28 protein-coding genes are annotated in these 24452 nt (G+C 48.6%); 22 read left to right on the top strand and 6 right to left on the bottom strand.

The features are described from left to right. The first annotated feature begins 2 nt into the window (after nucleotides 1-2). The 3 genes from rsbW to ACRRNK_RS18395 all read left to right on the top strand — a co-directional run bounded on the left by rsbW (nucleotide 3) and on the right by ACRRNK_RS18395 (nucleotide 2300). Nucleotides 3-455, top strand: a complete 453-nt coding sequence (rsbW, locus tag ACRRNK_RS18405; RefSeq protein ID WP_433944098.1) for an anti-sigma B factor RsbW — start codon at nucleotides 3-5, stop codon at nucleotides 453-455. Next, nucleotides 452-1222, top strand: a complete 771-nt coding sequence (locus tag ACRRNK_RS18400; RefSeq protein WP_433944097.1) for a sigma-70 family RNA polymerase sigma factor — start codon at nucleotides 452-454, stop codon at nucleotides 1220-1222. Before rsbW ends, ACRRNK_RS18400 begins: the two co-directional genes overlap by 4 nt. A 106-nt stretch (nucleotides 1223-1328) precedes the next feature. After that, nucleotides 1329-2300, top strand: coding sequence for a magnesium transporter CorA family protein (locus ACRRNK_RS18395; protein ID WP_433944096.1), 972 nt, complete (start codon nucleotides 1329-1331; stop codon nucleotides 2298-2300). 73 nt (nucleotides 2301-2373) lie between these two features. Here the strand turns inward: ACRRNK_RS18395 and ACRRNK_RS18390 are convergent, their stop codons facing one another. From ACRRNK_RS18390 to ACRRNK_RS18380, 3 genes are all read right to left on the bottom strand, one after another. After that, entirely contained in the window at nucleotides 2374-2598 is a 225-nt protein-coding gene (locus tag ACRRNK_RS18390) for a hypothetical protein (protein ID WP_433944095.1), read from the bottom strand. Between the two features lie 29 nt (nucleotides 2599-2627). Next, nucleotides 2628-2951 carry a DUF5665 domain-containing protein gene (locus ACRRNK_RS18385; protein WP_433944094.1) on the bottom strand — a complete coding sequence of 108 codons (324 nt, stop codon included), beginning with the start codon at nucleotides 2949-2951 and terminating at the stop codon, nucleotides 2628-2630. Between the two features lie 91 nt (nucleotides 2952-3042). Next, a complete protein-coding gene (locus ACRRNK_RS18380; RefSeq protein WP_433944093.1) occupies nucleotides 3043-3525 on the bottom strand; it encodes a YtxH domain-containing protein in 483 nt (160 codons plus the stop codon). A gap of 223 nt (nucleotides 3526-3748) precedes the next feature. On the opposite strand from ACRRNK_RS18380, the gene ACRRNK_RS18375 reads away from it, so the two are divergent. Continuing rightward, nucleotides 3749-4759 carry an asparaginase gene (locus ACRRNK_RS18375; protein ID WP_433944092.1) on the top strand — a complete coding sequence of 337 codons (1011 nt, stop codon included), beginning with the start codon at nucleotides 3749-3751 and terminating at the stop codon, nucleotides 4757-4759. A gap of 202 nt (nucleotides 4760-4961) precedes the next feature. After that, nucleotides 4962-5681, top strand: a complete 720-nt coding sequence (locus ACRRNK_RS18370) for a pirin family protein (protein ID WP_433944091.1) — start codon at nucleotides 4962-4964, stop codon at nucleotides 5679-5681. 97 nt (nucleotides 5682-5778) lie between these two features. Here the strand turns inward: ACRRNK_RS18370 and ACRRNK_RS18365 are convergent, their stop codons facing one another. Further along, on the bottom strand, nucleotides 5779-6000 hold the full coding sequence (locus tag ACRRNK_RS18365) for a DUF1128 domain-containing protein (RefSeq protein ID WP_433944090.1): 222 nt from the start codon (nucleotides 5998-6000) through the stop codon (nucleotides 5779-5781). 115 nt (nucleotides 6001-6115) lie between these two features. On the opposite strand from ACRRNK_RS18365, the gene yyaC reads away from it, so the two are divergent. From yyaC to ACRRNK_RS18340, 5 genes are all read left to right on the top strand, one after another. Then, entirely contained in the window at nucleotides 6116-6700 is a 585-nt protein-coding gene (gene yyaC, locus ACRRNK_RS18360) for a spore protease YyaC (protein WP_433944089.1), read from the top strand. Between the two features lie 46 nt (nucleotides 6701-6746). Further along, nucleotides 6747-7538: an alpha/beta fold hydrolase gene (locus ACRRNK_RS18355; protein WP_433944088.1), complete on the top strand. Its 792-nt coding sequence runs from the start codon at nucleotides 6747-6749 to the stop codon at nucleotides 7536-7538. Nucleotides 7539-7732: 194 nt separating this feature from the next. Then, a complete protein-coding gene (locus tag ACRRNK_RS18350) occupies nucleotides 7733-8383 on the top strand; it encodes a DUF6483 family protein (protein WP_433944087.1) in 651 nt (216 codons plus the stop codon). 45 nt (nucleotides 8384-8428) lie between these two features. Next, entirely contained in the window at nucleotides 8429-9607 is a 1179-nt protein-coding gene (locus ACRRNK_RS18345) for a class I SAM-dependent methyltransferase (RefSeq protein WP_433944086.1), read from the top strand. A gap of 235 nt (nucleotides 9608-9842) precedes the next feature. Then, on the top strand, nucleotides 9843-12332 hold the full coding sequence (locus ACRRNK_RS18340) for a hypothetical protein (RefSeq protein WP_433944085.1): 2490 nt from the start codon (nucleotides 9843-9845) through the stop codon (nucleotides 12330-12332). On the opposite strand, the gene ACRRNK_RS18335 is transcribed toward ACRRNK_RS18340, so the two are convergent. Continuing rightward, entirely contained in the window at nucleotides 12273-12584 is a 312-nt protein-coding gene (locus tag ACRRNK_RS18335; protein ID WP_433944084.1) for a dehydrogenase, read from the bottom strand. The two genes, ACRRNK_RS18340 and ACRRNK_RS18335, sit on opposite strands and share 60 nt — an antisense overlap. A gap of 137 nt (nucleotides 12585-12721) precedes the next feature. On the opposite strand from ACRRNK_RS18335, the gene ACRRNK_RS18330 reads away from it, so the two are divergent. The 12 genes from ACRRNK_RS18330 to ACRRNK_RS18275 all read left to right on the top strand — a co-directional run bounded on the left by ACRRNK_RS18330 (nucleotide 12722) and on the right by ACRRNK_RS18275 (nucleotide 23900). Next, entirely contained in the window at nucleotides 12722-13339 is a 618-nt protein-coding gene (locus ACRRNK_RS18330) for a DedA family protein (protein ID WP_433944083.1), read from the top strand. 2 nt (nucleotides 13340-13341) lie between these two features. Beyond that, nucleotides 13342-13911 (top strand): thioredoxin family protein, encoded by a 570-nt coding sequence (locus tag ACRRNK_RS18325; RefSeq protein ID WP_433946945.1) that lies wholly within the window; start codon nucleotides 13342-13344, stop codon nucleotides 13909-13911. 3 nt (nucleotides 13912-13914) lie between these two features. Beyond that, nucleotides 13915-14541, top strand: coding sequence for an MBL fold metallo-hydrolase (locus ACRRNK_RS18320; RefSeq protein ID WP_433944082.1), 627 nt, complete (start codon nucleotides 13915-13917; stop codon nucleotides 14539-14541). Between the two features lie 412 nt (nucleotides 14542-14953). Beyond that, entirely contained in the window at nucleotides 14954-15148 is a 195-nt protein-coding gene (locus ACRRNK_RS18315) for a hypothetical protein (protein ID WP_433944081.1), read from the top strand. Nucleotides 15149-15256: 108 nt separating this feature from the next. Further along, a complete protein-coding gene (locus tag ACRRNK_RS18310; protein ID WP_433944080.1) occupies nucleotides 15257-15640 on the top strand; it encodes an ATPase in 384 nt (127 codons plus the stop codon). Between the two features lie 199 nt (nucleotides 15641-15839). Next, a complete protein-coding gene (gatC, locus tag ACRRNK_RS18305; RefSeq protein WP_433944079.1) occupies nucleotides 15840-16127 on the top strand; it encodes an Asp-tRNA(Asn)/Glu-tRNA(Gln) amidotransferase subunit GatC in 288 nt (95 codons plus the stop codon). 27 nt (nucleotides 16128-16154) lie between these two features. Further along, a complete protein-coding gene (gatA, locus tag ACRRNK_RS18300; protein ID WP_433944078.1) occupies nucleotides 16155-17609 on the top strand; it encodes an Asp-tRNA(Asn)/Glu-tRNA(Gln) amidotransferase subunit GatA in 1455 nt (484 codons plus the stop codon). A 24-nt stretch (nucleotides 17610-17633) separates the two neighbouring features. Continuing rightward, nucleotides 17634-19073 carry an Asp-tRNA(Asn)/Glu-tRNA(Gln) amidotransferase subunit GatB gene (gatB, locus tag ACRRNK_RS18295; protein ID WP_433944077.1) on the top strand — a complete coding sequence of 480 codons (1440 nt, stop codon included), beginning with the start codon at nucleotides 17634-17636 and terminating at the stop codon, nucleotides 19071-19073. A gap of 1 nt (nucleotide 19074) precedes the next feature. Further along, nucleotides 19075-19533, top strand: coding sequence for a GNAT family N-acetyltransferase (locus ACRRNK_RS18290; RefSeq protein ID WP_433944076.1), 459 nt, complete (start codon nucleotides 19075-19077; stop codon nucleotides 19531-19533). A gap of 189 nt (nucleotides 19534-19722) precedes the next feature. Beyond that, a complete protein-coding gene (locus ACRRNK_RS18285) occupies nucleotides 19723-21531 on the top strand; it encodes a DUF4097 family beta strand repeat-containing protein (protein ID WP_433944075.1) in 1809 nt (602 codons plus the stop codon). A 121-nt stretch (nucleotides 21532-21652) separates the two neighbouring features. Further along, entirely contained in the window at nucleotides 21653-22078 is a 426-nt protein-coding gene (perR, locus tag ACRRNK_RS18280) for a peroxide-responsive transcriptional repressor PerR (protein ID WP_433944074.1), read from the top strand. 91 nt (nucleotides 22079-22169) lie between these two features. Next, complete coding sequence (locus ACRRNK_RS18275; protein WP_433946944.1) at nucleotides 22170-23900, top strand: glycosyl hydrolase family 18 protein; 1731 nt, start codon at nucleotides 22170-22172, stop codon at nucleotides 23898-23900. 101 nt (nucleotides 23901-24001) lie between these two features. Here ACRRNK_RS18275 and ACRRNK_RS18270 read toward each other — a convergent pair whose 3' ends face one another. Continuing rightward, nucleotides 24002-24388, bottom strand: coding sequence for a DUF2614 family zinc ribbon-containing protein (locus tag ACRRNK_RS18270; RefSeq protein WP_433944073.1), 387 nt, complete (start codon nucleotides 24386-24388; stop codon nucleotides 24002-24004). Nucleotides 24389-24452 lie beyond the last annotated feature (64 nt).

The following is a 24452-nucleotide window of genomic DNA, read 5'->3' as shown; positions in this document are numbered from 1 at the left end:
GAATGAAAGACGAAGTTCAAAGAGTTATATTACATTTACCGGCAACAGCGGATTATGTCGATATTGTTAGATTGAATTTGTATGGAATTGCTTCCAAAATGGGCTTCTCCTATGAGGATATTGAAGATATGAAGGTTGCGGTCTCTGAGGCCTGTAATAACTCCGTCCTCTATGCTTACAAGCAGGAGGATGGCACGGTCGAGGTTACTTTTGAAATCAAGCCGGATTCATTGTCAATTACGGTCAAAGATGAAGGGGAGAGCTTTGATTCGTGGGACAAAACAGACGATCGGGTAACGCTTCATGATAAAAATCTTGACGATGCCCAAATTGGTGGTCTCGGCTTCTATTTAATGCAGGCGCTTATGGACGACGTAAGCGTTGTGAGCGAAGCAGGGAAAGGAACAAAAGTGGTCCTCATCCGTAATCTCGCTCGCAGTGAGGAGACGGTATGACGGATAGACTGACTCCCCCAGAGTCGATGAATGAAGCAATCGGTCTAATCTGGGAATACCAGCAGACCAAAGATAATGAAATTGCCACCGTGCTCATCAAGAAATATGAGCCTATGGTGAAGATGGCTGCCGGCAAGATTGCCCGCAACCGTCCGGACTTATACGAGGATCTATATCAGGTGGGGCAAATGGCTCTGATCCGACTTCTACAGCAGTATGACATTGATCTCGGGATTCCCTTTGAGCCATACGCTATGAAGAGTATGATTGGCCATATGAAGAATTTCCTGCGGGATAAATCCTGGTATATCCAGGTGCCGCGCCGAATTAAGGAGAAGGGGGCCTTGGTTCAGCAAGCGATTGATGAGCTTACCGTGAAGCTAGAGCGGTCTCCGGACGTGAAGGAGATTGCCTCATTTCTGGATCTCTCCGTGGAGGAGACGGTTGAAGTACTGGCCGGCCGGGAATGCTATCACTATGTCTCCCTGGATTCACCACTCTCCCAGGATGAGAGTACTGCGACTCTCGGAGAATTGATCAGCTCCGATGCGAATGACTTTGATACGGTCGAGAAGAGAATGGACCTTCAACAGGCGCTTAGCCAATTGAAGGAACAGGAGCAAAGTGTGCTGCTTCTGGCATTCCAGGATGGTCAATCTCAACGTGCGATTGCACAGAAGCTTGGAGTGTCCCAGATGAGTGTATCCCGGATCCAAAAACGCGCGACCGAGAAGCTTAAGCAGATTATGTCTAACTCGGGTTCCTAATATGTTCTTTATAGACAGCAATGACTCATGAAGACACGCCATTCATTAAGAATGAGGCGTGTCTTTTTTGAAAGTAATCATTTTAATTGTGAAGGGGGGGCAGGATATGGGGGAAGAGTTGAAGGTGCAGGAGTGGACCATGGACCAAGGCTGGAAGTGGATTGATCTGGATAGGGAGCAATGGGATACAGTTGAGATGAAGAAGCTGGAAGAGAAATATCATTTGGCTGACGAATGGCTGCATGAGATTCCTCGGGTAGAGACCAGCTATCTTTCCGTGCGCTTGGCTGACAATGATCGTCCGATTATATTTGGTACATTGCTGTACTCGGTAAAGCTTGAAATCGATTCCTCTCAGTCTTGCAGTAAATTTCACTTTTTTCTAAGTGATGATGTATTCATAACGATCAACCTCGATGAGGATACCCGCAGCATAATGACAACGGAGGAACGTCTGAACATCCTGAGAAGATGTTCTCATCCAAGTGATGGATTGTTTATCCTGGGCAGGACCCTGATTCATTACTTCCATACCGGTATGGATAACTTTGAGGCGAATCTCCGCCGGGTCGAGGATATTATGCGGAAGCGGAATAAGAAGAATATTATGGACCGCATACTCAATGCCCGATTTGAGCTTCTTTATTGGCACAATTTATTTATTCCTTTTCAGGAACTCCTGACGGCATCACGCGAAGCCTATTTAGAGGAGATTGACAGCAGCGTTTACTTTAAGAGGTATTTTTACCGTCTGGAGAGGGTGGAACAGCTATTCATCCATTATGAGCGGGAGATTGATACCCTAATTTCTATAGATGATGCGATCTCTGCATTCCGGGGAAATGAGATTACAAAGACTCTTACTATTATTGCTTCTATTTTCACCCCCGCTACCGTGATTGGCGCCATATGGGGAATGAACTTTGACTATTTGCCTTGGATCAAGACCGGAGTATGGGGCTTTGCCTTAATTATCACAATAATTTTACTTAGTACAATAGCGCTGGGAATTTGGCTCAAAGCGAAGGGGTGGACCGGCGATCTGCTGGAGGTTGAAGATGAGGAGTCCAATCTGTGAGAAAAACGAACAAATAAAATAAAGCCTGGCAGCAGCTCAGGCCTTAGGGAAGGGCACCAAACAGGTGCTCTTTTTATTGTTTGGGATCATTCTCCAACCCTTTTTCTTTGTCCTCCGTAACGGTGTCCATTTGGTCCATTTCTTCGCCCAAGCGTTTCAGATCTTTCATATCATTCACCATGGAGCCGTTCTCAGCTTCATCAATGTCTTTGTGTCTGGGTACATTCCCCGTCGCTGCATCCATAATTTGATCACGAGTATACTTTTCCTGCTCATCTTTCGGGTTTGTTGTGCTCATGATAGAGTTCCTCCTTCCTAAGTAAAATGTTATTTCTTATAGGCGTCCATATAATGCTGAATATTGGCCAGGAACTCTCCAATCAGCGGCATCGAGACGAAGAAACTTGTGATCCAACCGAACAGAGCCAGAACCAATGCGGTTCCAATCGTTAGTCCAAGTCCCCGGGCCAAACCGGAGGTGAAGTTGGAGAATAACCGCTTCTTAGGATTTGTATAATTCTCAATAATATCCTTGAAGTCGGATCTTTCCAATGCATCAGCGATATCATCCAGGCGTGAATTAAGGCGTTTGACCTCGTGCCTGAGTTCAAAAGGATGATCCTTGGTGTCATATTGCTTCAGTTCTCCCATTTGGTAATTCACCATCCTTTCGATAATGTTAGGGATAGGAAATAGCCAGCTGAAGGAAGCTGGCTATTTCACAAGAGTCATCTATGAAGAATTAGTAAGATGCGCTTGTTTTGTTATGAACTTCACGGGCCGTATCTTGGGAAGCCTTGCGAATATCACTCGAAAGCTCATTTGAGGTATTTTTTGCTTCACTAGCCACCTCACTCGCAGAGTCCTTAGCATCCTCTGACACATTGGCAGCTGCCTGTTTCATTTCGTCTCCAACCATGGAAGAAGCTGTTTTAACACTGGATACAAGTGTACTTGCACTAGATCCAACCGTTTTTGCAAGATCTGATGTCTTAGCCGTTACATTCTTCGCCAGATTGGCAGCCTTATCTGTAACAACAGAGGCTACATCCTTGGATTTATCACATACTGTGCCCCATTTTTCTGACAGATCACTGCGCATTTCACGACCTGTTTTTGGAGCGTAGAGAAGAGCTGCAGCTGCACCGAGAAGACCGCCAATGATCAAACCTTTTGTGAAAGTCGAACCGCTTTGTACCGGATATTCTGTTTCTGCTTTATTCATTCTAATCACTCCTTAATGGATTTATGTTATACAGGCCAAACGATGTAATCTGAGCCAGATTGGTTAGTTCAGTCTGTATCTTGGAGAGTTAATTCTTAAGGCTCTAAAGTGTCGCTCAGCTTACTTTGTATATAAACTCCATGCCTTTGGCTGAAACAAACAAGTATAATATACTGTAGACAGCGTGGATGTAAGATCCGATAAGATAAGGAGACGAGTAGGAATGAATGAGGTTGTCCTGGTTCAGGAGTTTCGCGCGGGCATTCTAGAATGTGCCCACAGCGGTCATATAAGTATAGTTAATGAGAAGGGGGACGTGGTTTATTCCGCGGGAGATCCCGATTTTGTAGCCTTCACACGTTCCTCAGCCAAGCCTTTTCAGGCGATCCCGGCTATACGCGCGGGCTTGATTAACCACTACCATCTTACAGGAGAAGAAGTGGCAATTATGACCGCTTCCCACCGTTCACAAGAGGTACATGTACAGACACTTGAGCGGTTAAGTGGCAAAATAGACATCGGGGAGCACTGCCTTGTCTGCGCGCCAAGCCTGCCGCTTGATGAGACAGCCAGGGAGGAGCTGCTGCGAGCGGACGGTCAACGGCGCAGGCTGTTCCACAATTGTTCAGGTAAGCACTTCGGGGTTCTCGCCTACTGTAAAATGATGGGTTACCCGCTTCAGGGATATGACAATCCTAAGCATCCGGTTCAGCAGGAGATCATAGATACGTTGGCTTCGCTTGCGGAGATGCCTAAGGAGGATATCGGTCTTGGAACAGATGGCTGCGGCTTCCCCGTATTTGCTCTCCCGCTGTCATCATTGGCCAGAGCCTATTTGAAGCTGGCTTGCCCAGATCAAATTCAAGATGCGGCTACCCGCGAAGCGGTAGTAAAGATTACGGCCGCTATGAACGCTCATCCTGTTCTTGTCGGCGGCAGTGACCGCGTGGATTCCATCCTGCTGCAGGATTCCAATATTGTGGCGAAAGGTGGCTTCAAGGGCGTATACTGCTTCAGCTTGAAGAAGGAGCGGCTTGGCGTGGCCTTGAAAATTCTCGATGGTTCCGAAGAGGAGTGGGGTCTGGTTGTACTGAGGATTTTGGAGCAGCTCGATTACAACAATGAAGCTACATTAGCTCGGCTTAGAGCAGCATTCAGTAAAGAGATCCTTAATGATGCGGGAAGAAAAGTAGGGTATGCCGAAGCGAATTTCGAACTGTCAGCTTCTCATTAATATAGATCATGCACCGACTTCTACGGAGGTCGGTTTTTTGCTGCCAGATAGCGGATTAAAGGAAGGTAATAAACCCCAAATGCCTATGATTAGCCATTTAGTCTTAAGGGTAAGGAATAGCAAGAAAGAGCTGCATAGACAGTTAAAGACACGCATCTCATATATGAGGTCCTGCTATAGGGGGCCGTGGAGGTTGAGACTTATGATTAAAGTGATAACTTCGGATGAACGCCATACTTCAGACCGCGGATGGATTCATAGTGAATTCAGCTTTTCATTCTCTGACTATGAAGATCCAAGTAACGCTCACTTCGGATGTCTGCTTGCCCATAATGAGAATATTTTGAAGCCACAGCAAGGATTCAAGAGGCATCCCCATCATGATCTTGAGATAGTAAGTTATGTAGTATCGGGAACGCTGGAACATCGTGATAATCTGGGTAACTCTCATCAGCTTAGACCAGGTGATGTTCAGGTCATGAGTGCAGGGACCGGTGTGCGGCACGAAGAGAGGAACCCTTCAAGTAATGAAGACGTCCGTTTTATCCAGCTATGGTTTTTGCCGGATCAGAGGAGCGAGTCTCCAGCCTGGAGAGCCCATTCTTTCAACAAGAAACACAGGCTTAACAAGCTGCTTCCCGTAGTAGCGGGTAATGGAACCGAAGGCACGCTGCCTATTAATCAAGAGGTAAGCATCTACCTTTGCAGCCTTGAGACAGGGCAGGAAGTGAGCCTTCCTCATCGGGGTGAACGAAGGACTCACGTTTTCCTGATTGATGGGCACACCGATTTGAACTGTGGCGGGGAGGAGTTGTCGCTAAGGCCAGGTGACGCTGCCCGGATCAGAAAAAACTGTGAGATTACTTTCAAAGGGACGGGGAATGACGAGACGGCGGAATTATTGATTGTAGATATGCCATAATTATAAATTTATATAGCAAATAATCTGTTATGAAAAGAGTCCTCACAGGTCGTGTATTAAAGCACCCGAAGAGGACTCTTGTTTGCAGTCATATGATTTAGCCTCTGAGGCTGCCAAGCTCGGAGGCAATGGCTTCAACCTCTGAAATACTCAGTCTTTCCTTATTCATTACGATTTCATATACCTCGAAGATATCATCATAACGGTCAATGGAGAAAGCGGAAGCCTGCATCGCGGCACCGGTTGCCATTCTAAGCTTGTTCTTGATGGCTTCGATCATATATTCAACGTTTTCCTGGGTTTTCTGAGTTAGATCCAAACCTCTCATCCTCTCAAGCAGCGTAATATCGGTATTGTATCACTTTTGCGGCAGCGAGAGAAGATAAGGTACAATAGCAATAGAGTAATTCAGGCTGGGGGGAAGAGTAGAACGCATGAGAACAAGCAAACGCCATGCCTTGGATGAGGCCTTGGCACGCCGGAAATGGACGGCAGGGAGTGAATTGAACGGCTTCTTCAAGGAAGTCTGGAATCAGAATCAAGAGGAGAAAATTACCTTCCTATGTATTGGTACAGACCGTTCTTCTGGAGATGCGCTGGGCCCTTTGACGGGCAGCAAGCTGGCCAAGTACGGCTTCCGTCATGTAATTGGAACCCTGGAACAGCCATGTGATTCAACAAACTTCAAAGATCGGCTGAAAGCGATTCCTCAGAATCACCGGATAGTTGCCATAGATGCTTGTCTGGGAGCGGCTCCCTCTGTCGGGCACTACATTCTGGCTCATGAACCCTTGCTGCCAGCCCAGTCTGTTGGAGGTTCGCTTCCTCCGGTAGGAGATTATAGTGTGGCAGCGATTGTAAATGTAAAGGGACCAAAGCCTTACTCTTCCCTGCAGATGACTTCGCTGTACCAGGTCATGTGTATGGCGGAAGAAATCGCAAGCGCGGCGGCAGCTGCTTTCGGTCTGATTCCTGATTTGGCAAGCAAGCATGGTTCAGAGCCGGCAGTATTAGATTAATAGTAATCATAAACTCATTACATATAATCGAAAGAAGGAATATACAATGGACAAAGCAAATGTGAATGGAACGGTCATCGCTTACGATGACCGTGGTGAAGGTGAAGTACTGGTTCTGATTCACGGGTTCTGTGGAAGCTCAGCCTACTTTGAACGAATTATTCCACTATTGCCTAAGAAGTATCGCGTGATAACCCCTGATCTTCGTGGACATGGCGCATCGGATGCTCCTCTTGGCCCGTATACGATCGAACAGATGGCAGATGATATTGCAGGGCTGCTTGAAGCTCTAGGGGTAAGCAAGTATACCCTGCTCGGCCATTCCTTAGGCGGGTATGTCACCCTGTCGCTTGCACAGCGATATGCTTCCCGGCTAAATGGATTCGGTCTGCTCCATTCTACAGGTTACCCGGATAGTGAGGAGGCCAAGGAGAAACGGCTGAAGGCTGTCTCCACGATTCAAAACGAGGGAATCACCACTTTTGTTGAGGGTCTAGTGCCGGGCTTGTTCGCTACAGAGAATGTAGAGAAGCTGGAGAGCGAAGTGACCAGAGCAAAGGAGATTGGTTACAGGACTCCTCCACAAGGGGCTGCCGGAGCCGCTCTGGCCATGCGGGAACGACCAGATCGTACCGACGTGTTGTCTGCCTCAACATTGCCCCGCCTTCTGATTGCAGGGGAGAAGGATCATATCATTCCTTCCGACAAGACGTTCACAGCCAAGGGGGACAATGTAACTGAAGCCCTTATTCAAGGGGCTGGACATATGAGTATGTACGAAGCACCAGAGAAGCTTGCTGAGGTTATTACGGATTTCTTGGAGCAGGTTCATGCTTGATTTGTAGAATGACTAATGAATTTGGTCGTTTATGAGGTTAATTGATGTGCAGCCGGGCAGCCCAAAGGGTTCCCCGGCTTATTTCAATTGCGGGATACTTTGAGAAGCTGGTAATCACACTGCAAATAAATTAAAATTTTAATAATATAAAATATTTAGGCGGATTGATGATGTGGGAAGGGGAGGGGGAGCTAATGTTGAGAAGAGATTATCTCCTTCGGATGATAGAAGAGATGTCCGAAGCGATTGGCACATTCCTCGGTTTGAGGCAGCAGAAGAAGCGTACAGAGATACTCTGGGCGCTGGATGAACAATATAAGAGGCATTTTCGTCTAACCAGTGAGATGCTGAATTCACTGTCTATCCGCGATATCATCGAAATGTTTCGCTACGGGGGGATCATAGAAGCGGACAGGCTGCAGAGCGCTGCCCTCCTCATGAAGGAAGAGGCGCTGGTCTACATGGATAATCAGGAAAGAGACATCGGCCTTATCCGATCCATCAAATCCCTTCATTTGTTTCTCTACGCGGCTCTTGAAGGCGCGGACCGCTCTCTGTGGAACCTGGAGGCCCAGGTAAGTGAGCTGGAATCCATGGTGAACGGATATCAGCTTCCCTCAGAGACAGAAAAGCTGCTGCTGCGATATGAGGAAGAGCGGGGACGCTATGATCGTGCAGAGAATGCATTGTACCGTTTGACTGAACGGAGTATAATACAGCCGGAAGAGGCTCGGGAATTTTATGAACGTCTGCTCAAGCTTAGCCCGGAGCAGCTGGACAAGGGTGGTCTGCCGCTGAACGAAGTGGAAGAAGGTCTTGCGAACTTGAGCCGTGTTAAGAAATAACCTGATATGAATTAATGATAACTGGAAAGTGAGCTGTCAATCATAATGGAATCGTTGCGGAAACTCGTACATCAATTAGCAGAGGATAAGAGTCTGATTTCTGCTACGCTCAGTCAGCGCCGCAAAGCGGGAGAAGTACTCTATACAAAAGTATTGATCAAACCTGTAGAGCTTAAAAAGTCACTCTATTACCAATTCGCTTATTATTATGAGAATAAAGTGACTCATGAGAATATACCTGCTTCGGAGTTGGAGCATCGGTTAATGACCATGTTTGAGGAGACGTTCCGTCAAGGTCTGATCTGTACGGTAGACGCGGATTATCAGGTGCTGATCAGTAAGAAGTTCAAAGTATCGATCCTAACCAAATCGCCTTCAAAGAAAAGCACCTCGCTTGCCCATAATAGGAAGAAGCAGTACATCCTAGAGGAAGGGCGCCCGGTTCCTTTCCTTGTAGAGCTCGGCATTATGAATGAGGAAGGCAAGGTGCTTGCAAGGAAATACGACAAGTTCAAGCAAATCAACCGGTTCCTGGAGATGGTGCAGGATATTATTGTTCATCTGCCCGGGGACCGTCCGCTGACGATCGTTGATTTTGGCTGCGGTAAGTCATATTTGACCTTCGCATTGTATCATTACCTGTCCGTAGAACAGCGGAGAACTCTGAATGTGGTCGGGCTTGATTTGAAGGCCGATGTCATTGAACACTGCAGTGCACTGGCAGGCCGGCTGAATTATTCCAATCTGCGGTTTCTGGTCGGTGATATTGCCGAATATGATGAGCTGTCCCAGGTTGATATGGTTGTAACGCTGCATGCTTGTGATACGGCTACAGATGCGGCGCTCGAGAAGGCAATCCGCTGGAACGCCTCAGTCATTCTGTCAGTACCGTGCTGTCAGCACGAGCTGTTTGCTCAAGTAGATTCTCCGGTGCTGGACCCGCTGCTGTCTCATGGAATATTGAAGGAGCGCTTCTCAGCGCTTGCTACCGACGCTATTCGGGCCAAGCTTCTGGATATTATGGGCTACAAGACACAGCTGCTTGAATTTATCGATATGGAGCACACGCCTAAGAACATCCTGATTCGAGCCGTGAAGGGCTCGGCTGGAGATCCGGCAAAGCTCTGGGCTGAATATAGCGCATTTCGCGATTTCCTCCATGCTTCCCCATATCTGGAGAAGGCCTGCCGGGATTTGCTGCCAGGTGAAGCGGATCGGATGTAATCCTTATTTAGTGAAATGGAAATATGGCATATAAGGGAATGCAGGTTGAAATTAAGAGTTATGAATAGGTAAGAGAGTGGAAAGGTACATCAACTTATATAGCACGCGGTTTGTAATATCGGCTTAAGGTCAACACTGGAGACAGAGTTGGCCTTTTTTGTGCTGACAGCCAAGACTAAGCTCTTAATATGTTTGATTGCTAACATTCAGTTCATTTTTAGTTGGAGGGAGTAAGATGGGAAGCAGGCAGCTGCAAGTAGGGATAGCAGCAGGATATATACTTCTGCTGGTTGTTTCTTGTGTTTATACCGGATTTTATGAGGGCAGGGGCATGTACCCGTGGATGGCAGCAGGATTCCTTATCATGACTGTGATATTAGGACATTGGGCGGCAAGGCCGAGAGAAGAGAGCAATCTAGAGGAAAGTACGGGATCAAGTAAAAAGATGCATGGATCAGACACTGCCCGCAGCGAAAGTGGGAGGAGCCGGTTCGTAGAAGTGATGCTAGTGATCCCGCCATTTATTCTGGCCGGCCTTTATGGGGCGCACTTGCTCACATCTCCTGTGTCGATGCAGGGCACGCTGGATCAGGCCCTGCGCTGGGCCTTCTATGGCGTCTTCGCGGCCGGTCTCGCTTCGGCCGTGAAGCTACCCGCCGCGCGCGCCGTGCTGCGCGCCGGCCCGGCGGTCTGCGCCGTCACCCTCACCGCCGCAGGATTTGCGGCGGTGTACGGCTTGGCGCAGCTGCCGCATGCGGTGCTGCGCACCGCAAGTGCAGAGCTGTCCGCCGCCGGAGCGCGGCTCGGCGGACTGCTCGAGTACCCGAACACGCTGGGTGCTGTGTTCGGGGCACTGCTGCTCGAGCGGCTGGCCTCGCTCTCGCGCGCGGATCACCGCGCTGCAAAGCTTCGCCAGGCGCTCGGTGCCGCGCTTGCGCTCTGCTGCGCCGCCAGCCTTCTGCTGACGGAGTCGCGCGGCGCTTGGCTGTGCACGGCGGCCGGCTGGGCCGCCGCGCTAGCCCTGGCCGGGCGCGCAGCCCGGCGGCAGCTGCTGCTGCAGACCGCCATCCTGGGCGGAGGCGGTCTGTGGGTGTACCGCCAGCTCGCTGGAGCTGGCCTTGCCCCGGCGCAGCTGCCGGGGCTGGCGGAGCTGGCGGGCGCAGCGGCCTGCACGCTGGCGCTGTCCTGCGTGGCGAGCCGCTACGGCTCGCCCGCGCCGGACCGCCCGCGTATCCTCGGCTCGCCCGCGCCGGACCGCCCGCGTGGCCCCGGCACGCTCGCGCCGGACCGCCCGCATAGCAACGGCCTGCCCGTGCCGGACCGCCCGCGAGGCCCCGGCTCGCCCGCGCCGCATCGCTCGCCCCGCAATGCCCCGCCCGCGTTCCAGCGTCTTCGCCACTGGGTGGTGGCGGCCGTCTGCTTCACATGGGCGGGAGCGGCGCTTACCCTCCCTGTGCCGGGCAGCGGAGGAGCAGGGCTTGTCCGCACAGGAACCAGCACGGTATCGGCTCGGCTGCTGATGTACCGTGACGCGCTGGATCAGATCGGGTACACCCCGCTGTGGGGCCGCGGAGGTGAAGTCTGGAGGTCGGTATACCGAAGCATCCAGAGCCAGCCTTATGTAGGTGCCCAGGTACATAGCGGGTATATCGATATGCTGCTGAATCTTGGATTCACTGGCCTGCTTGTGGCTCTTGTATGGATAATAGGAATAGGTCTTCTGCTGCTCCAGAGGAGGAGCCGGTGGTTCGCTCCCTTTATTGTGCTTGTATTGCATGCAGGGCTCGACTTCGATATGAGCTATGGTCTCTTCTGGATGATCTTGATCTGGGTAGCGGTGATTGGAACGAACGAGGGGTCCGTTCAGCGGAGGAGAGCTCCATCTATGAAGTTCCGAATTCCTTTGCTGCCAAGGCGTAACCCCATTCACATTCAGTGGATTCATCCGTACACCTGGATCAGCACCAGGACACGTATGTTTTTTCATATCCCGCAGGAGATACACAGACTACGGCAAGGGAACCATTCCTTTAATTTAGCTTTCCGGCTGTTTGCAGGAACCGTCGCAATAGTCTTTCTTTTAATGAGTATATCGAGCTTGGAATTGATGAAGAGTGAACAGTTAACCCGGGAGGCTCTTCAGCTAATCAGATTGAATCGTACCTCCGAGGCGAGGGACCTGCTGAAGAGAGCCGTACAGCTGGGCCGGTATCGTTTCGTTCCCAGGCTTGTTCTTTCGTCCGTAACAGATTCCGCTGATGCGCAGAGATGGCTGCGGGAGGGAATTAATTATAACCCGCTGCAGGCGGAGCTTTGGTGGGCACTGGGGAGAGTCCAATCGAAGCAGGGTGACCCCGCAGCCATTCCCATTATGGAGAAGGCGGCTTTGCTGGATCGTTACAACAGCAGACTTCATACTGCCGTCTTAAGGGAATTTAATGCGCTGGCTCTGAGGCTGGATCAGTCGGGACACTTTAGCGAATCGAGTCATGCGCTTCAGTCCGGGCTCACTTTATTTCGCCGTGATCAACTTCTGGCCTATGCACTCGAGCGCGTAAGGAACATACGGAATGACCGCAAATTTCGTATTACTGAAGCGGCAAGACAAGAAGCGCTGCTCCTTGAGCGCTGCTCTTCAGGGCGGCCATTCCGAATGGCCTGCGTTCTAGCCGCCAAAGGCATCCCTGAAAGCCTCACACAGCTTCGTCCGGTCAACCTCCCATAGGGCTGCAAGCTCCCCGCTGACTTGTTCATCCCACCAGTTGGCCAGCACCTTCCGGTTGCTGCTGTTCTCGTGAATCCACAGCAGGTTGCCGATGACTTTGCGGTAATAGATGTCTTCGCCTTCTTTGATCTTGGCTTCAGGAATATAGGTTTTCATTCGCTTTACGGTCCGGTACAACTCTTTACTGCAGCCGCGGCGTATTTTGCGCGGAGAAGGCAGGGCGGATTTATGCTTATCCTGGAAAGCTGGCATATGATCAACTCCTCTCCCCACAGCATATGCGCCCGTCTTTCCTATGGATACCCGGCTGGCCTTGTACAGTAGAATGCATGTACCGGGCTATGATAGAATAAACTTCAAATAGAATATAATGAGAGAGTGGGTCGAAAGTGGATATCATATCTAACGTAATTCAGCATTTGTTTGAAGTGATTCGCGGACTAGGTTACTTTGGAATTGTGCTGGGTCTGGCCATCGAAGTCATTCCAAGTGAAATTGTTTTGGCTTATGGCGGATTTCTGGTGTATCAGGGGTACCTCAACTTCTTTTGGGCTGTATTTTTCGGTACAGTAGGGGCTTTGGTACAGCAGTGGATTCTGTATTTTATCGGACGGTTCGGAGGGCGTCCCTTCCTGGATAAGTTCGGTAAATACATCAAGATAAAGCCACATCATATGGATATTGCGGAGAATTGGTTCAATAAATATGGATCAGGCATTGTTTTTACGGCAAGATTTGTTCCAGTCATGCGGCAGGTCATCTCGATTCCGGCTGGTATCGCCAAAATGTCACTTTTCCGGTTCTCCGTATTAACCGTGCTAGCATCTATTCCTTGGTCTATTTTATTTGTGTACCTCGGTAAGGCTCTCGGTAACCAATGGGAGCATATCCATGAGAAGGCCGCGCCTTATGTAACGCCAATTCTGCTTGTTGCCATTGCTATTCTGATTGTGTATGTACTATATAAATGGTACTCCAATAAGAAGAAGAGAGGAGATGCTGTATGAGCATCAATAAACATAATGTAAGCTATAAATTCCGGACTGGCTTGACCCCGCAGCAGTTCATGGACGGAATGACCAAGAACAAGGAAGCGTTTGAATCCGGCTACAACCAGTTTGAATGGCCGAGTGAAGAGGATAAAGAGTTTTTTGAAAGCCTTAATTACCGGGATGACATACGGGTACTGATTCTTGCAGCGGATTGGTGCGGAGATGTGGTTCGTAATATTCCGGTAGTGTTCCGGGCGCTTGAAGTAACGGAATGGCCTGTTGAGGTGCTGATTCTGGAAGAGAACCTGGATCTTATGGATAACTTCCTGACTATGGGCGGACGTTCCGTACCTGTTGTGATCTTTGCGGATACAGGTGGACATGTGCTGGGACAGTGGGGACCTCGGCCTAAGCATGTGCAGGAGGTCATGATTCAGTTCAAGCAGGAGAATCCGGACCGTGAAGCTCCTACCTACGAAGAGAATATGTTACAGGCACGCAAGCTGATGTTGGAGAAATACGGGGAAGGCAATGAGGTCCATGCTGTGATTGTAGATGAGCTGCGTGACCTTATATCCGGGTTATAAGCCATGCTGAGAATTGAGAGCTTTTCTCTGGGCCCCCTCCAGACCAATGCCTATCTAATCCGTGGGGAAGAAGACAACAAGGCTATTATCATCGACCCTGGAATGAATCCTGCCGCTCTGGTTCGTCGGATTGAGAATCTTGAGATTGAAGCTATTCTGTTGACCCATGCACACTTTGATCATATTGGCGGAGTGGACGAAATTCGCAAAGCGAAGAATTGTCCGGTATACCTTCATCCACTGGAAGCTGAATGGTTAATCAATGCCAAGCTGAACGGATCGATGCGCTGGACGGAGGTTACAGATCCTATAACGACAGATCCCGCTGAGTTTGATCTTGCAGAGGGACAGAAGCTGACCTTGATCGGACATGAATTTACGGTATATCATACCCCTGGGCATTCTCCTGGGAGTGTGAGCTTTCTCTCGGGGAACGATCTGTTCTCAGGCGACGTGCTCTTCAAAATGAGCGTTGGACGCACGGACTTGCCAGGCGGACGTGAACGTGACCTGTATGATTCGATCAAGGGCAAGCTGTTCCGCATGCCGGACGAAGTCAAGGTCTATCCAGGTCATGGGCCGAAGACAACGATTGGTTTTGAGAAGTCTAACAATCCTTATGTGTCATAGCGAATGCCCGGTGTAATGTCAGATTACGACTTTCATTTGTCAAAAAAGGGTAAAAAAGCTGGACATCCATAACTTCCTTTGTTAGAATGTATATTAATTAAATGTTATTAACTACGCGAAGCACGCAAGCTGTGGAATCAATCCCGGTTTGCGTTCTTTTTTTTGCCTATATAAGACTCAGTTAAAAATGACATGTGGGTAGGCGTGGCGGAGGGGAGGCTTGGAACTGCAGGAGCGAAAGCGATCGCCTTTGTCTCCGGATTTCATCCCTACTTTGGTATACATCAAGAAATCTGGAGACAACAGCGACCGAAAGTCCAAGCATTCTCCGTAGTTACGACTGACTCACAAATGTGAACATTTAACTGTCTTATATAGACATAAATACTGATTTTCTATTGGAGGAGTCATTATGGAATTTGAACGTACATCTTCATTTGATTGGCGAATGGCGATGGATCGGACTTGGAACAGGAGACTGGATCTAACCGCTGCGGATAAGCGGATGCCCGGCTGGAGGCAGGCTGTAGGCACGAGCAAGGGGATTGCGCAGCCGTGGTTTGAGAAGCTGGAGGGTTATCGGAGCGCGACTTTTTATAAACGTTAATATAACCGTCAAAAAATAGCCGACATCTTTCTCCCTTTTCCGTGGACATTCCTATTTATTTTTAGTAGGATAATGTAATAACACGAACATATATCAGGGAGGTAGACGATGCTGCGTTTAGGAGAGAAAATTGTTATCGTCGCTGACGCCTTTGAGCAGAATCTTCCTGTCGGAGGATACGGTTATATCATTGCTTACGATCGTAATCCGGACAACGCATTCGATTATGTCGTCCGATCTCCAAAGACCAATCGGAATTATTTCGTTCCTTCGAGCGATATTGAGTCAGAGCAATATCTGATTCAACAGGAAGTAGATCGCGTAGAACGTGAAGCGCTGATTGACTTCGCTCTTAGCACTCATAATGAGAAACTATTCTTTCAAGTTATGAATGGAGAGATAGAGCGGTCGGAAGAAGAAGAGGAAGCGATACAGGAAGCTATGTCTCAGGCGGAATTTATCAAACAGGTAAATTTGCGTGCTTGGATTTAATTTTAAGAAGGGCCTGCTTATGCGGGCTCTTTTTTGTTGTGCAGAGCTGATCAGAGCATGGTTCCAATTGAAATATAGGCTTATCTACAATATAATTATACGGATTATATGGATTGCGCTAAAGACTTTGAGAATGGACATGCTGTACAATATGAAGCAGGCTCGGCCGATCAGAAATCATTAGGAGGGAACGACCGAAATGAGTATCCAGACAAAAGATGTTGAACATGTAGCGAAGCTGGCAAGATTGAATCTGACTCAAGAGGAGAAAGAGACATTCACAGAACAGCTTAACTCCATTTTACAATATGCTGAGAAATTGAATGAACTGAACACGGATGACGTTGAGGCAACCACACACGTCCTGCATCTCAGCAATGTGATGCGCGAGGATGTCGTGAAGGACAGCCTGCCGGCAGAGAAGGTATTCCTGAACGCGCCTGACGAAGAAGACGGACAGTTCAAAGTACCAGCCGTGCTCGAATAGAAGGAAGAATGAAGGGAGGAATTTAACGTGTCATTATTTGATTTGCGTTTGCAGGAGATACATAACAAGCTTCATGCCAAGGAGTTGTCTGTATCCGATCTGGTAGGGGAAGCTTTTACTGCGATCGGAGAGAGGGATGAAAGAATTCAAGCCTATCTTACACTGGATGAAGCAGGAGCGCGCGCTGCGGCGGCACGTCTTGATAACAAGCTTGTGTCCGGTGAAGAGAAGGGCCTGTTGTTCGGGCTTCCGGTCGGAATCAAGGACAACATGGTTACAGAAGGCCTGCGCACCACGTGTGCCAGCCAGTTCCTGTCTAATTACAACCCGATCTATGATGCCACCTCGGTGCTGAAGCTGAAACAAGCGGATTCTGTCACCATTGGCAAGCTGAACATGGATGAATTCGCCATGGGGGGATCGAATGAGAATTCCAGCTTCCAGCCTACCCGCAATCCTTGGGATTTAAGCCGTGTGCCTGGGGGCTCCAGCGGTGGCTCTGCCGCGGCGGTTGCCGCGGGTGAAGCCTATTTCACCTTAGGCTCTGATACAGGCGGATCTATTCGCCAGCCAGCATCCTATTGTGGTGTTGTTGGGCTTAAGCCAACATATGGACGTGTGTCCCGGTATGGCTTGGTTGCCTTTGCATCCTCGCTGGATCAGATCGGTCCTGTTACGAAGAATGTGGAAGATGCCGCTTACGTGCTTCAAGCTATCGCAGGCTATGATTCCAAGGATTCCACATCTGCGAACGTAGAGGTTGCGGATTATATCAGCGCATTAACCGGAGATATTAAAGGGCTGCGCATTGCGGTGCCGAAGGAGTACCTTGAAGGCATCGATCCGAAAGTCAAAGAAGCTGTCCTTGAAGCGTTGCGCGTGCTTGAAAGCCTTGGGGCTGTATGGGAAGAGGTATCCCTGCCGCATACCGAATATGCGGTTGCCGCGTACTATTTGCTGGCATCCTCCGAGGCCTCTTCTAACTTGTCCAGGTTCGACGGGGTAAGATACGGCGTTCGTGCCGATCATGCCGGCAATCTGCTGGATCTGTATCATGAGTCCAGAAGTCAGGGCTTTGGCCCTGAAGTGAAGCGCCGGATCATGCTTGGAACCTATGCGCTTAGCTCCGGTTACTATGATGCTTATTATTTGAAGGCCCAGAAGGTGCGGACTCTAATCAAGAGAGATTTCGATCAGACGTTCGAGAAGTACGATGTCATTATTGGACCTACTGCACCAACCACAGCATTCCCGCTCGGGTCGCAGGTGGATGATCCGCTTACGATGTATCTGAATGATATTTTGACTATTCCGGTGAGTCTCGCAGGAGTTCCAGCGCTAAGTGTTCCATGCGGATTTGCAGACGGGCTTCCTGTCGGACTGCAAATTATCGGCAAGGCGTTCGATGAGAGTACAATTCTGCGGACTGCGCACGCTTACGAAGTTCACACCGAGCATCATAAGAAGCGCCCGGTTCTATAATACAGAGGTATTAGGAGGTATCCCATGTCAACATCGAAATATGAAACGGTGATCGGGCTGGAGGTGCACGTGGAGCTGCATACGAAGTCCAAAATCTTCTGCGGCTGCTCTACTGAATTTGGTGCTCCCCCTAACACCCATACTTGTCCCGTATGTCTGGGACATCCCGGTGTACTGCCTGTCTTGAACCGTCAGGCAGTAGATTACGCGATTAAGGCGGCAATGGCGCTGAACTGCGAGATCGGCGATGTCAGCAAGTTCGACCGGAAGAATTACTTTTATCCAGATTCACCAAAGGCTTATCAAATCTCCCAGTTCGATCAGCCGATCGGCCTGAATGGTTATATTGATATTGAAGTGAACGGAACTACGAAGCGGATTGGCATTACCCGTCTGCATCTTGAGGAAGATGCGGGTAAGCTGACGCATGTCGATGGAGGATATGCTTCCCTGGTTGACTTTAACCGTGTAGGAACTCCTTTGATTGAGATTGTATCCGAGCCGGAGATTTCTTCTCCTGAAGAAGCGCGGGCATATCTGGAGAAGATGCGTGCAATTATGCAGTACTGTGATGTATCGGATGTCAAAATGGAGGAAGGGTCGCTTCGCTGTGACGCGAACATCAGCCTTCGTCCTCATGGGCAGAAAGAGCTTGGCACCAAGGCCGAGCTCAAGAACATGAACTCCTTCCGCGGTGTGCAGCGCGGTCTTGAATATGAGCAGTTCCGCCAAGCCGAAGCTTTGGATGAAGGTGAAGAGATTGTTCAAGAGACCCGCCGCTGGGATGAAGCCCAGGGCAAGACTCTATCCATGCGCGGCAAGGAGCAGGCTCATGACTATCGTTATTTCCCAGACCCGGATCTGGTGAAGATCTATATCGATCAAGATTGGAAAGACCGTATCCGCGCGACCATTCCTGAGCTGCCGGATGCGCGTAAAGCCCGTTATACCAATGACCTTGGACTTCCAAGCTATGATGCTGAGGTAATTACCTCATCCAAGCCTGTGGCTGATTTGTTCGAGGAAAGCCTTAACTATACCTCGGATGCCAAGTCCGTAGCCAACTGGATTATGGGTGATCTACTCGGACATTTGAACAGTACAGGACAGGAGCTGTCTGAAGTGAAGCTCACCGGTCAAGGACTGGGTGAGATGATCGGGCTTATTGAGAAGGGGACAATCAGCAGCAAGATCGCGAAGACCGTATTTAAGGAAATGCTCAGCAGCGGCAAGCTGCCGCAGACCATCGTTGAGGAGCAGGGACTTGTCCAAATCAGCGACGAAGGCGCGATACTTGCGATTGTTAACGAAGTCGTTGCCGAGAATCCGGCCTCTGTCGAAGACTATAAAGCCGGTAAGGATAAGGCTATCGGGTTCCTTGTAGGACAAGTTATGAAACGCAGTAAAGGCAAAGCCAATCCAGGGCTGGTTAATAAGCTTCTGGTGGATGTCCTTAAGAAATAACATGATATCCATAATCTCGCTGCAGGATCCGGACATGGTGGAACAGGTTTGGCTGCTTCAACATTTGGCTTTTCGTCTTGAGGCCTCGGCTATTGGACTGCGCCTGATACCACCACTGCCTGAGACCTTTGAGTCGCTGTCAAATTCAGCTGAGACGTTCTACGGTGAAGTTACGGAAGATGGAGATTTACTGGGTGCTATTGCCGTTGCTGAGAAATCCCCAGGGATACTGACGATTACAAGGCTGATGGTTCAGCCAGATCATCTCCGTGAGGGCATCGGAAGCAGGCTGCTGCAGCATGTGCTTATGCATCATTCCCACATCAAGCGATTTATGGTGAATGCCGGCATACGAAACACTCCGGCCGTGGCGCTGTATCAGAAATTTGGATTTGCTCCTGTAGAATCCTATACGGCGGATTTGGGTGTTGAACTTATATTGATGCAGCGGGATGGATGATTGTGCAATCCATAATCTCCCTGGCGGGAATGTAACAAGGAGAACTAGAACCTCTTCCTTGTTATGTTCACTCCGGGGATTTTTATTTTCCCCATAGAATTCCAAGTTACTTGTATGAGTACTATCGGGTATTATCTATAGGGAGAGAGACAATGAGAGAGTCAACACATGGGAGAGGAGTGAAGATATATGTCCTTGAATCTTCCAGAGGCGTCTGAGGGAGAAGTGGCAGGCCAACCTGCCAAGAGCAGTGCGGGCTTCAAGCCAAGACGACGGAAGCGCAAGTTTATTGCCGGACTGCTGGCAGCACTTTTTCCAGGCCTCGGTCATCTTTATCTACGGATGTTTCGTACAGGAATACTATTGATTTATTTCATTGTGATAGATGTCTCAGCAATTTTGTATTTTTCTTCCGTACGCTTCGGGGTTAACGTGCCGCTGCTCATTTTGCTGGCGCTCCTAATTCCCGTCGTATATTTTTACAGTGTCTATAATGTTCTGCAGAATACCGATGCAATGAACGGAAGAAGTCCTCGTGAGGATACGGCTGAACCCAAGAGAATCGTGGGCCATCTGGGATTAGGGCTTTTGCTTATCGCTGGGGGGCTGCTGGTGTTTGCTTTTCATCTGAGGCCTGTCTGGCTGAATGGGTTCTTTCAGTATAATGCAGGCTACTTTATGGCAGCCTTGTTAATGGTCTTAGGTTTAGGGATGATTATTCGTGAGCTTCAGCGCAGGCTTATTCGCACAGGCCGCTTCACAGCCTCATTAATCTTTATAGCACTTGGAGTTCTGCTTATATTGGATCAATGGCTCGAGCAGGATTACCTCCTTTCATTACTAAATTGGTGGCCTCTCGTGTTAGTCATGATCGGAATTGAGTATATTGCTCTTTTTTTATGGAAAAGGGTTAGGCGGTCTAATCAGGATCGAAGACTTCGATTTGATCTCAGTGGGCTAATGATCTCGCTACTGCTCGGCATCTCCGTCTTTGCGGTTACCCAGCAGGATCAATATCTGCATCTGTGGAATCGGGTCAGCCTTGACCTGACGGCAGCAGGCTCTGAATTTAGTGATGAGAAGGGCTATACGGAGGTACGGGATCCGATCCTCGTTCCTGTTGATATCAAATCTTCAGAAGTCGTCATCGATGGGATTAATGGACGAATTGCGATTGAGCGGGGTCCTGCCCAAGATATTATCGTAAAACCTGTGATTTGGATCGATGGAGCCGAGGATGAGGAAGCCCAGAAAATCGCCAAGGATACCACCGTTCAGACCTCCGAAGGAGCGAAGGTAGGAATAACGGTGAAAGATCGTACTTATGGATCCTCTGGCAGCCGGCATCCGAGAGTGAATCTGACGGTTGTCATACCGGAGAACCGAAAATTCGACTTTAACGTAAGCACAACCAATGGTGGAATCTCACTGGTTAATCTTCAGGCCGTGTCAGATATTTCCCTCCAGACTGGTAGAGGTAACATCTACTTAAATAACGTCGTAGGCGATGTTACCGGGAAGACCTTAAGCGGCAGAGTTGAGCTTCATAATGTAACAGGGAAGGTAGATCTTGAGACCTTGGGTGGGAAAATGATCGGCATGGATATATTTGGCCCTGTTAAATTTAATACGATGATTGGGGATATCTCAATCATTCATGCTGATAATGACATAAGCGCTAATACAAGGAATGGCAATATTTCTGTAAACAGGGTCTATTCCAAGCTGCAGGCCGAGTCTCTAAATGGCCAAATCGTGATTCGATCGCCCATAATAGGCGGAGATTGGACAATCTATAGTGCTGTAGGGGAGATTGATCTGCAGATTCCGGAACTTGGGGATTATTCTCTAACAGGATCAAGTGGATATGGTGAGATCAATACAAATTTACCTTTTGATATCGATAATAAGACGATTAAGGGCGAGTCTGCTGAAGGTAAGTACAAAATTGATGTAGAGGGCAACAGCGATTTGAATGTCCGGAAATTTACGAACTAATGCTGCGGCCTACGCAGTGTGTCATGTTCCGTTGACAAAAGAATTCGTGTAAACGTACAATAAAGTTATAGTTAAATGTAATTGAGCAGGACTTAAGTAGTAGATAAAGGCGGTGGACTTCATGACTACGCGCGTTCAGAATGCACTAGACCAATTGAAAATCAACGGTGTCCGCATCACGCCGCAGCGTCACGCCATTTTGTCTTTTCTGATGGAATCCATGGGGCATCCGACTGCGGATGAGATTTACCGGGCATTGGAGCCGAGGTTTCCAAGTATGAGTGTAGCGACGGTGTATAACAATCTTAAGATGTTCATTGAGGCCGGTATGGTTCGGGAACTTACTTATGGTGATAACTCCAGTCGTTTCGATGCCGATGTATCGGATCATTATCATGTGATATGCGAGACTTGCGGTAAAATAAAGGATTTCTCGTATGAACCTTTGACAGAAGTAGAACGTAAAGCGGAAGAAAGCACCGGGTTTCGAGTGTTTGGACACCGGATGGAGTTCTATGGTGTTTGTGATGATTGCCGAGACCACTGAGCGCAGTGACCCATATAACGTGCAGAATTCCCATGGGAGTTCTCCACGTTTTTTTATTTTCCCACAGCAGTATAAATAATGGAGGTATAGCATATTGAGGAATCGTGTGAAACGGCAGGCTTTCAGGCCCGGAAGGAGAAGAAAGTCTAAGGCTGGTATGCTTCTTTCTATCGTGTTCATTGCCCTGGTTGCCTTGGCAGCTTTATATTTCATTATTCCAAATTGGCAGCATGCTCAGCCAGAGTGGAAGTCCATGAAGAAGCCGATTTTTGTCCAAGGAGAAGTCATGAAGTACTCAGCGTCGGGCACGGGTGATAGTCTTAAGCTTCCGCTGCCTGTGATCCAGCAGGAGATTGATCCTAATATCCGTTATGAGAAGAAAACAGAGTCTGTCATCATAACCACTTCCAAAGAGCTTGTTCATCTCACGATAGATCATAAAGATGCAAAGCTTAATAATAAGCCAATAAAGCTTCTATTTGCGCCTGTAACCGAGAAGGGGATACAGTATCTGCCCATTTCTTTACTCAAGCAGATCTACGGAATAGAGTGGACAGAGGACAAGTCTACAGGTGCAGTCATCGTCTTCAAGGCAGGAGAGGAGATTCAGTCGGCAAAGGTGAGCGGAGGATCATCCTCTGATACAGTCTCCCTAAGAGAGAGGGATAGTATTCATTCACCCATACTTCAGGATATGACTCCGGGAACTGCTGTTCGAGTGATCAGAAATGAAGGAGATTGGACAATCGTTCAGATGAATAACGGATATGTAGGTTACGTCTCCATGAAGAACCTTACCCTTACTGATACCAGAAAGGTTCCTGAAGTGAAGGGAATTCCGAATATTGCCCGTCAAAAATGGAACTCTAAGAAGGTGAATCTTACCTGGGAAGCTGTATATCAAAAGCAGCCTGATCCAAGTACCATCGGTAATCTGCCTGGGATTAATGTCGTAAGCCCCACCTGGTTTCAAATCATGGACGGAAGTGGTAATGTTCAGAGCAAAGCCGACGACCTATACGTGAAATGGGCGCATAAAAATAATATGCAAGTATGGGCGCTGTTCAGCAATGCATTTGATGCAGAACGGACGACTAAAGCTCTCTCTACATTCGATAACCGGCTTCGCGCCATTATTCAGATTCTTCATTATGCGAAGCTATATCAACTGGATGGAATTAATATCGATTTTGAGAATGTATACACCAAGGACGGGGATAATGTAACCCAGTTCGTGCGAGAGCTCATGCCTCTGGCTAAAGAGCAGGGTCTTGTGATTTCCATTGACGTTACGCCCAAGTCGAATAGTGAGATGTGGTCCCTATTTCTAGACAGGAAGGCGCTTGGGGAAATGGTCGACTACATGATGCTCATGGCCTACGACGAGCACTGGGCGGCAAGTCCGGTAGCAGGGTCTGTGGCTTCGCTGCCATGGACACGTGCGAGCGTTGAACGCTTGCTCACAGAAGATGAGGTCCCTCCTGATAAATTAATACTGAGTGTCCCGCTCTACACCCGTGTCTGGAGTGAAGAGACGAAGGATGGGAAGACAACCGTCAGCTCGAAAGCGATTGGGATGAAGAAAGCTCAGGATATTGTCAAGGCATTCAGCTTAACTCCAACGTTGGATGAGTCTACTGGTCAGAACTATGTGGAGTATACTGAGAACGGAATACTGAAGAAGATTTGGCTGGAGGATTCCTTTTCGATCAAGCAGCGGGTAGAACTTGCAGCTGAGCTCAACTTGGCCGGTGTGGCGTCGTGGACACGTGGGTTTGCCTCTTCGGAAGCTTGGGAAGGGTTGAAGGAAATATTGAAGTAATCAGCAATTATAAATAATCTCTAAACAATAAAGGACAGGTCTGCATTGCTGCAGCCTGTCCTTTTTATACAATTTCAATTTCGAAAGTATTTCATCGTTGTTCAATTCATTTTAATATCCTGAATGGACTTGGATTGTTGAAGCTCGATTTCATCAGCTGTAATGTTCGCCTTAGAAGGATCAAGAGTAAGAATTGTTTTACAGAACATACATCTGTCCGTTTTCCCCAACATCTTTGTAAGCTTATGGCACTCCGGGCATTCAAGCTGGACCGCGGTGGTCGAGAGCATTCCGGCCCAAAAGTAAATCCCGAGGCTCCCCATCATGCTGATCAGACCGACTACGAGTCCGATTGCTGCTACAATTCTGCCTGAATGACCCCAGAATACGATCCCGGCTGTACCTAGAACCATGAGTCCCATACCAAGCATCGTAAGCAGTAGTCCCCAGAGTCGGAACTCATTAATTTTGCTAGATTTAAACAACATAATCAATACCCTCAATTCTAAATTAGATTAGGATTCACTTTTATCCAGGAAGAAGGAAACTCAA

Source organism: Paenibacillus sp. SN-8-1, assembly GCF_050995535.1.
Classification (GTDB): Bacteria; Bacillota; Bacilli; order Paenibacillales; family Paenibacillaceae; genus Fontibacillus.
The sequence above is the reverse complement of the archived record's forward strand: the minus strand, read 5'-3'. Positions and strand labels throughout refer to the sequence as shown.

Coding starts and splice junctions, on each gene's coding strand:
- rsbW (WP_433944098.1), top strand. CDS start 3: ATGAAAGACGAAGTTCAAAGAGTTATATTACATTTACCGGCAACAGCG.
- ACRRNK_RS18400 (WP_433944097.1), top strand. CDS start 452: ATGACGGATAGACTGACTCCCCCAGAGTCGATGAATGAAGCAATCGGT.
- ACRRNK_RS18395 (WP_433944096.1), top strand. CDS start 1,329: ATGGGGGAAGAGTTGAAGGTGCAGGAGTGGACCATGGACCAAGGCTGG.
- ACRRNK_RS18390 (WP_433944095.1), bottom strand. CDS start 2,598: ATGAGCACAACAAACCCGAAAGATGAGCAGGAAAAGTATACTCGTGAT.
- ACRRNK_RS18385 (WP_433944094.1), bottom strand. CDS start 2,951: ATGGGAGAACTGAAGCAATATGACACCAAGGATCATCCTTTTGAACTC.
- ACRRNK_RS18380 (WP_433944093.1), bottom strand. CDS start 3,525: ATGAATAAAGCAGAAACAGAATATCCGGTACAAAGCGGTTCGACTTTC.
- ACRRNK_RS18375 (WP_433944092.1), top strand. CDS start 3,749: ATGAATGAGGTTGTCCTGGTTCAGGAGTTTCGCGCGGGCATTCTAGAA.
- ACRRNK_RS18370 (WP_433944091.1), top strand. CDS start 4,962: ATGATTAAAGTGATAACTTCGGATGAACGCCATACTTCAGACCGCGGA.
- yyaC (WP_433944089.1), top strand. CDS start 6,116: ATGAGAACAAGCAAACGCCATGCCTTGGATGAGGCCTTGGCACGCCGG.
- ACRRNK_RS18355 (WP_433944088.1), top strand. CDS start 6,747: ATGGACAAAGCAAATGTGAATGGAACGGTCATCGCTTACGATGACCGT.
- ACRRNK_RS18350 (WP_433944087.1), top strand. CDS start 7,733: ATGTTGAGAAGAGATTATCTCCTTCGGATGATAGAAGAGATGTCCGAA.
- ACRRNK_RS18345 (WP_433944086.1), top strand. CDS start 8,429: ATGGAATCGTTGCGGAAACTCGTACATCAATTAGCAGAGGATAAGAGT.
- ACRRNK_RS18340 (WP_433944085.1), top strand. CDS start 9,843: ATGGGAAGCAGGCAGCTGCAAGTAGGGATAGCAGCAGGATATATACTT.
- ACRRNK_RS18335 (WP_433944084.1), bottom strand. CDS start 12,584: ATGCCAGCTTTCCAGGATAAGCATAAATCCGCCCTGCCTTCTCCGCGC.
- ACRRNK_RS18320 (WP_433944082.1), top strand. CDS start 13,915: ATGCTGAGAATTGAGAGCTTTTCTCTGGGCCCCCTCCAGACCAATGCC.
- ACRRNK_RS18315 (WP_433944081.1), top strand. CDS start 14,954: ATGGAATTTGAACGTACATCTTCATTTGATTGGCGAATGGCGATGGAT.
- ACRRNK_RS18310 (WP_433944080.1), top strand. CDS start 15,257: ATGCTGCGTTTAGGAGAGAAAATTGTTATCGTCGCTGACGCCTTTGAG.
- gatC (WP_433944079.1), top strand. CDS start 15,840: ATGAGTATCCAGACAAAAGATGTTGAACATGTAGCGAAGCTGGCAAGA.
- gatB (WP_433944077.1), top strand. CDS start 17,634: ATGTCAACATCGAAATATGAAACGGTGATCGGGCTGGAGGTGCACGTG.
- ACRRNK_RS18290 (WP_433944076.1), top strand. CDS start 19,075: ATGATATCCATAATCTCGCTGCAGGATCCGGACATGGTGGAACAGGTT.
- ACRRNK_RS18285 (WP_433944075.1), top strand. CDS start 19,723: ATGTCCTTGAATCTTCCAGAGGCGTCTGAGGGAGAAGTGGCAGGCCAA.
- perR (WP_433944074.1), top strand. CDS start 21,653: ATGACTACGCGCGTTCAGAATGCACTAGACCAATTGAAAATCAACGGT.
- ACRRNK_RS18270 (WP_433944073.1), bottom strand. CDS start 24,388: ATGTTGTTTAAATCTAGCAAAATTAATGAGTTCCGACTCTGGGGACTA.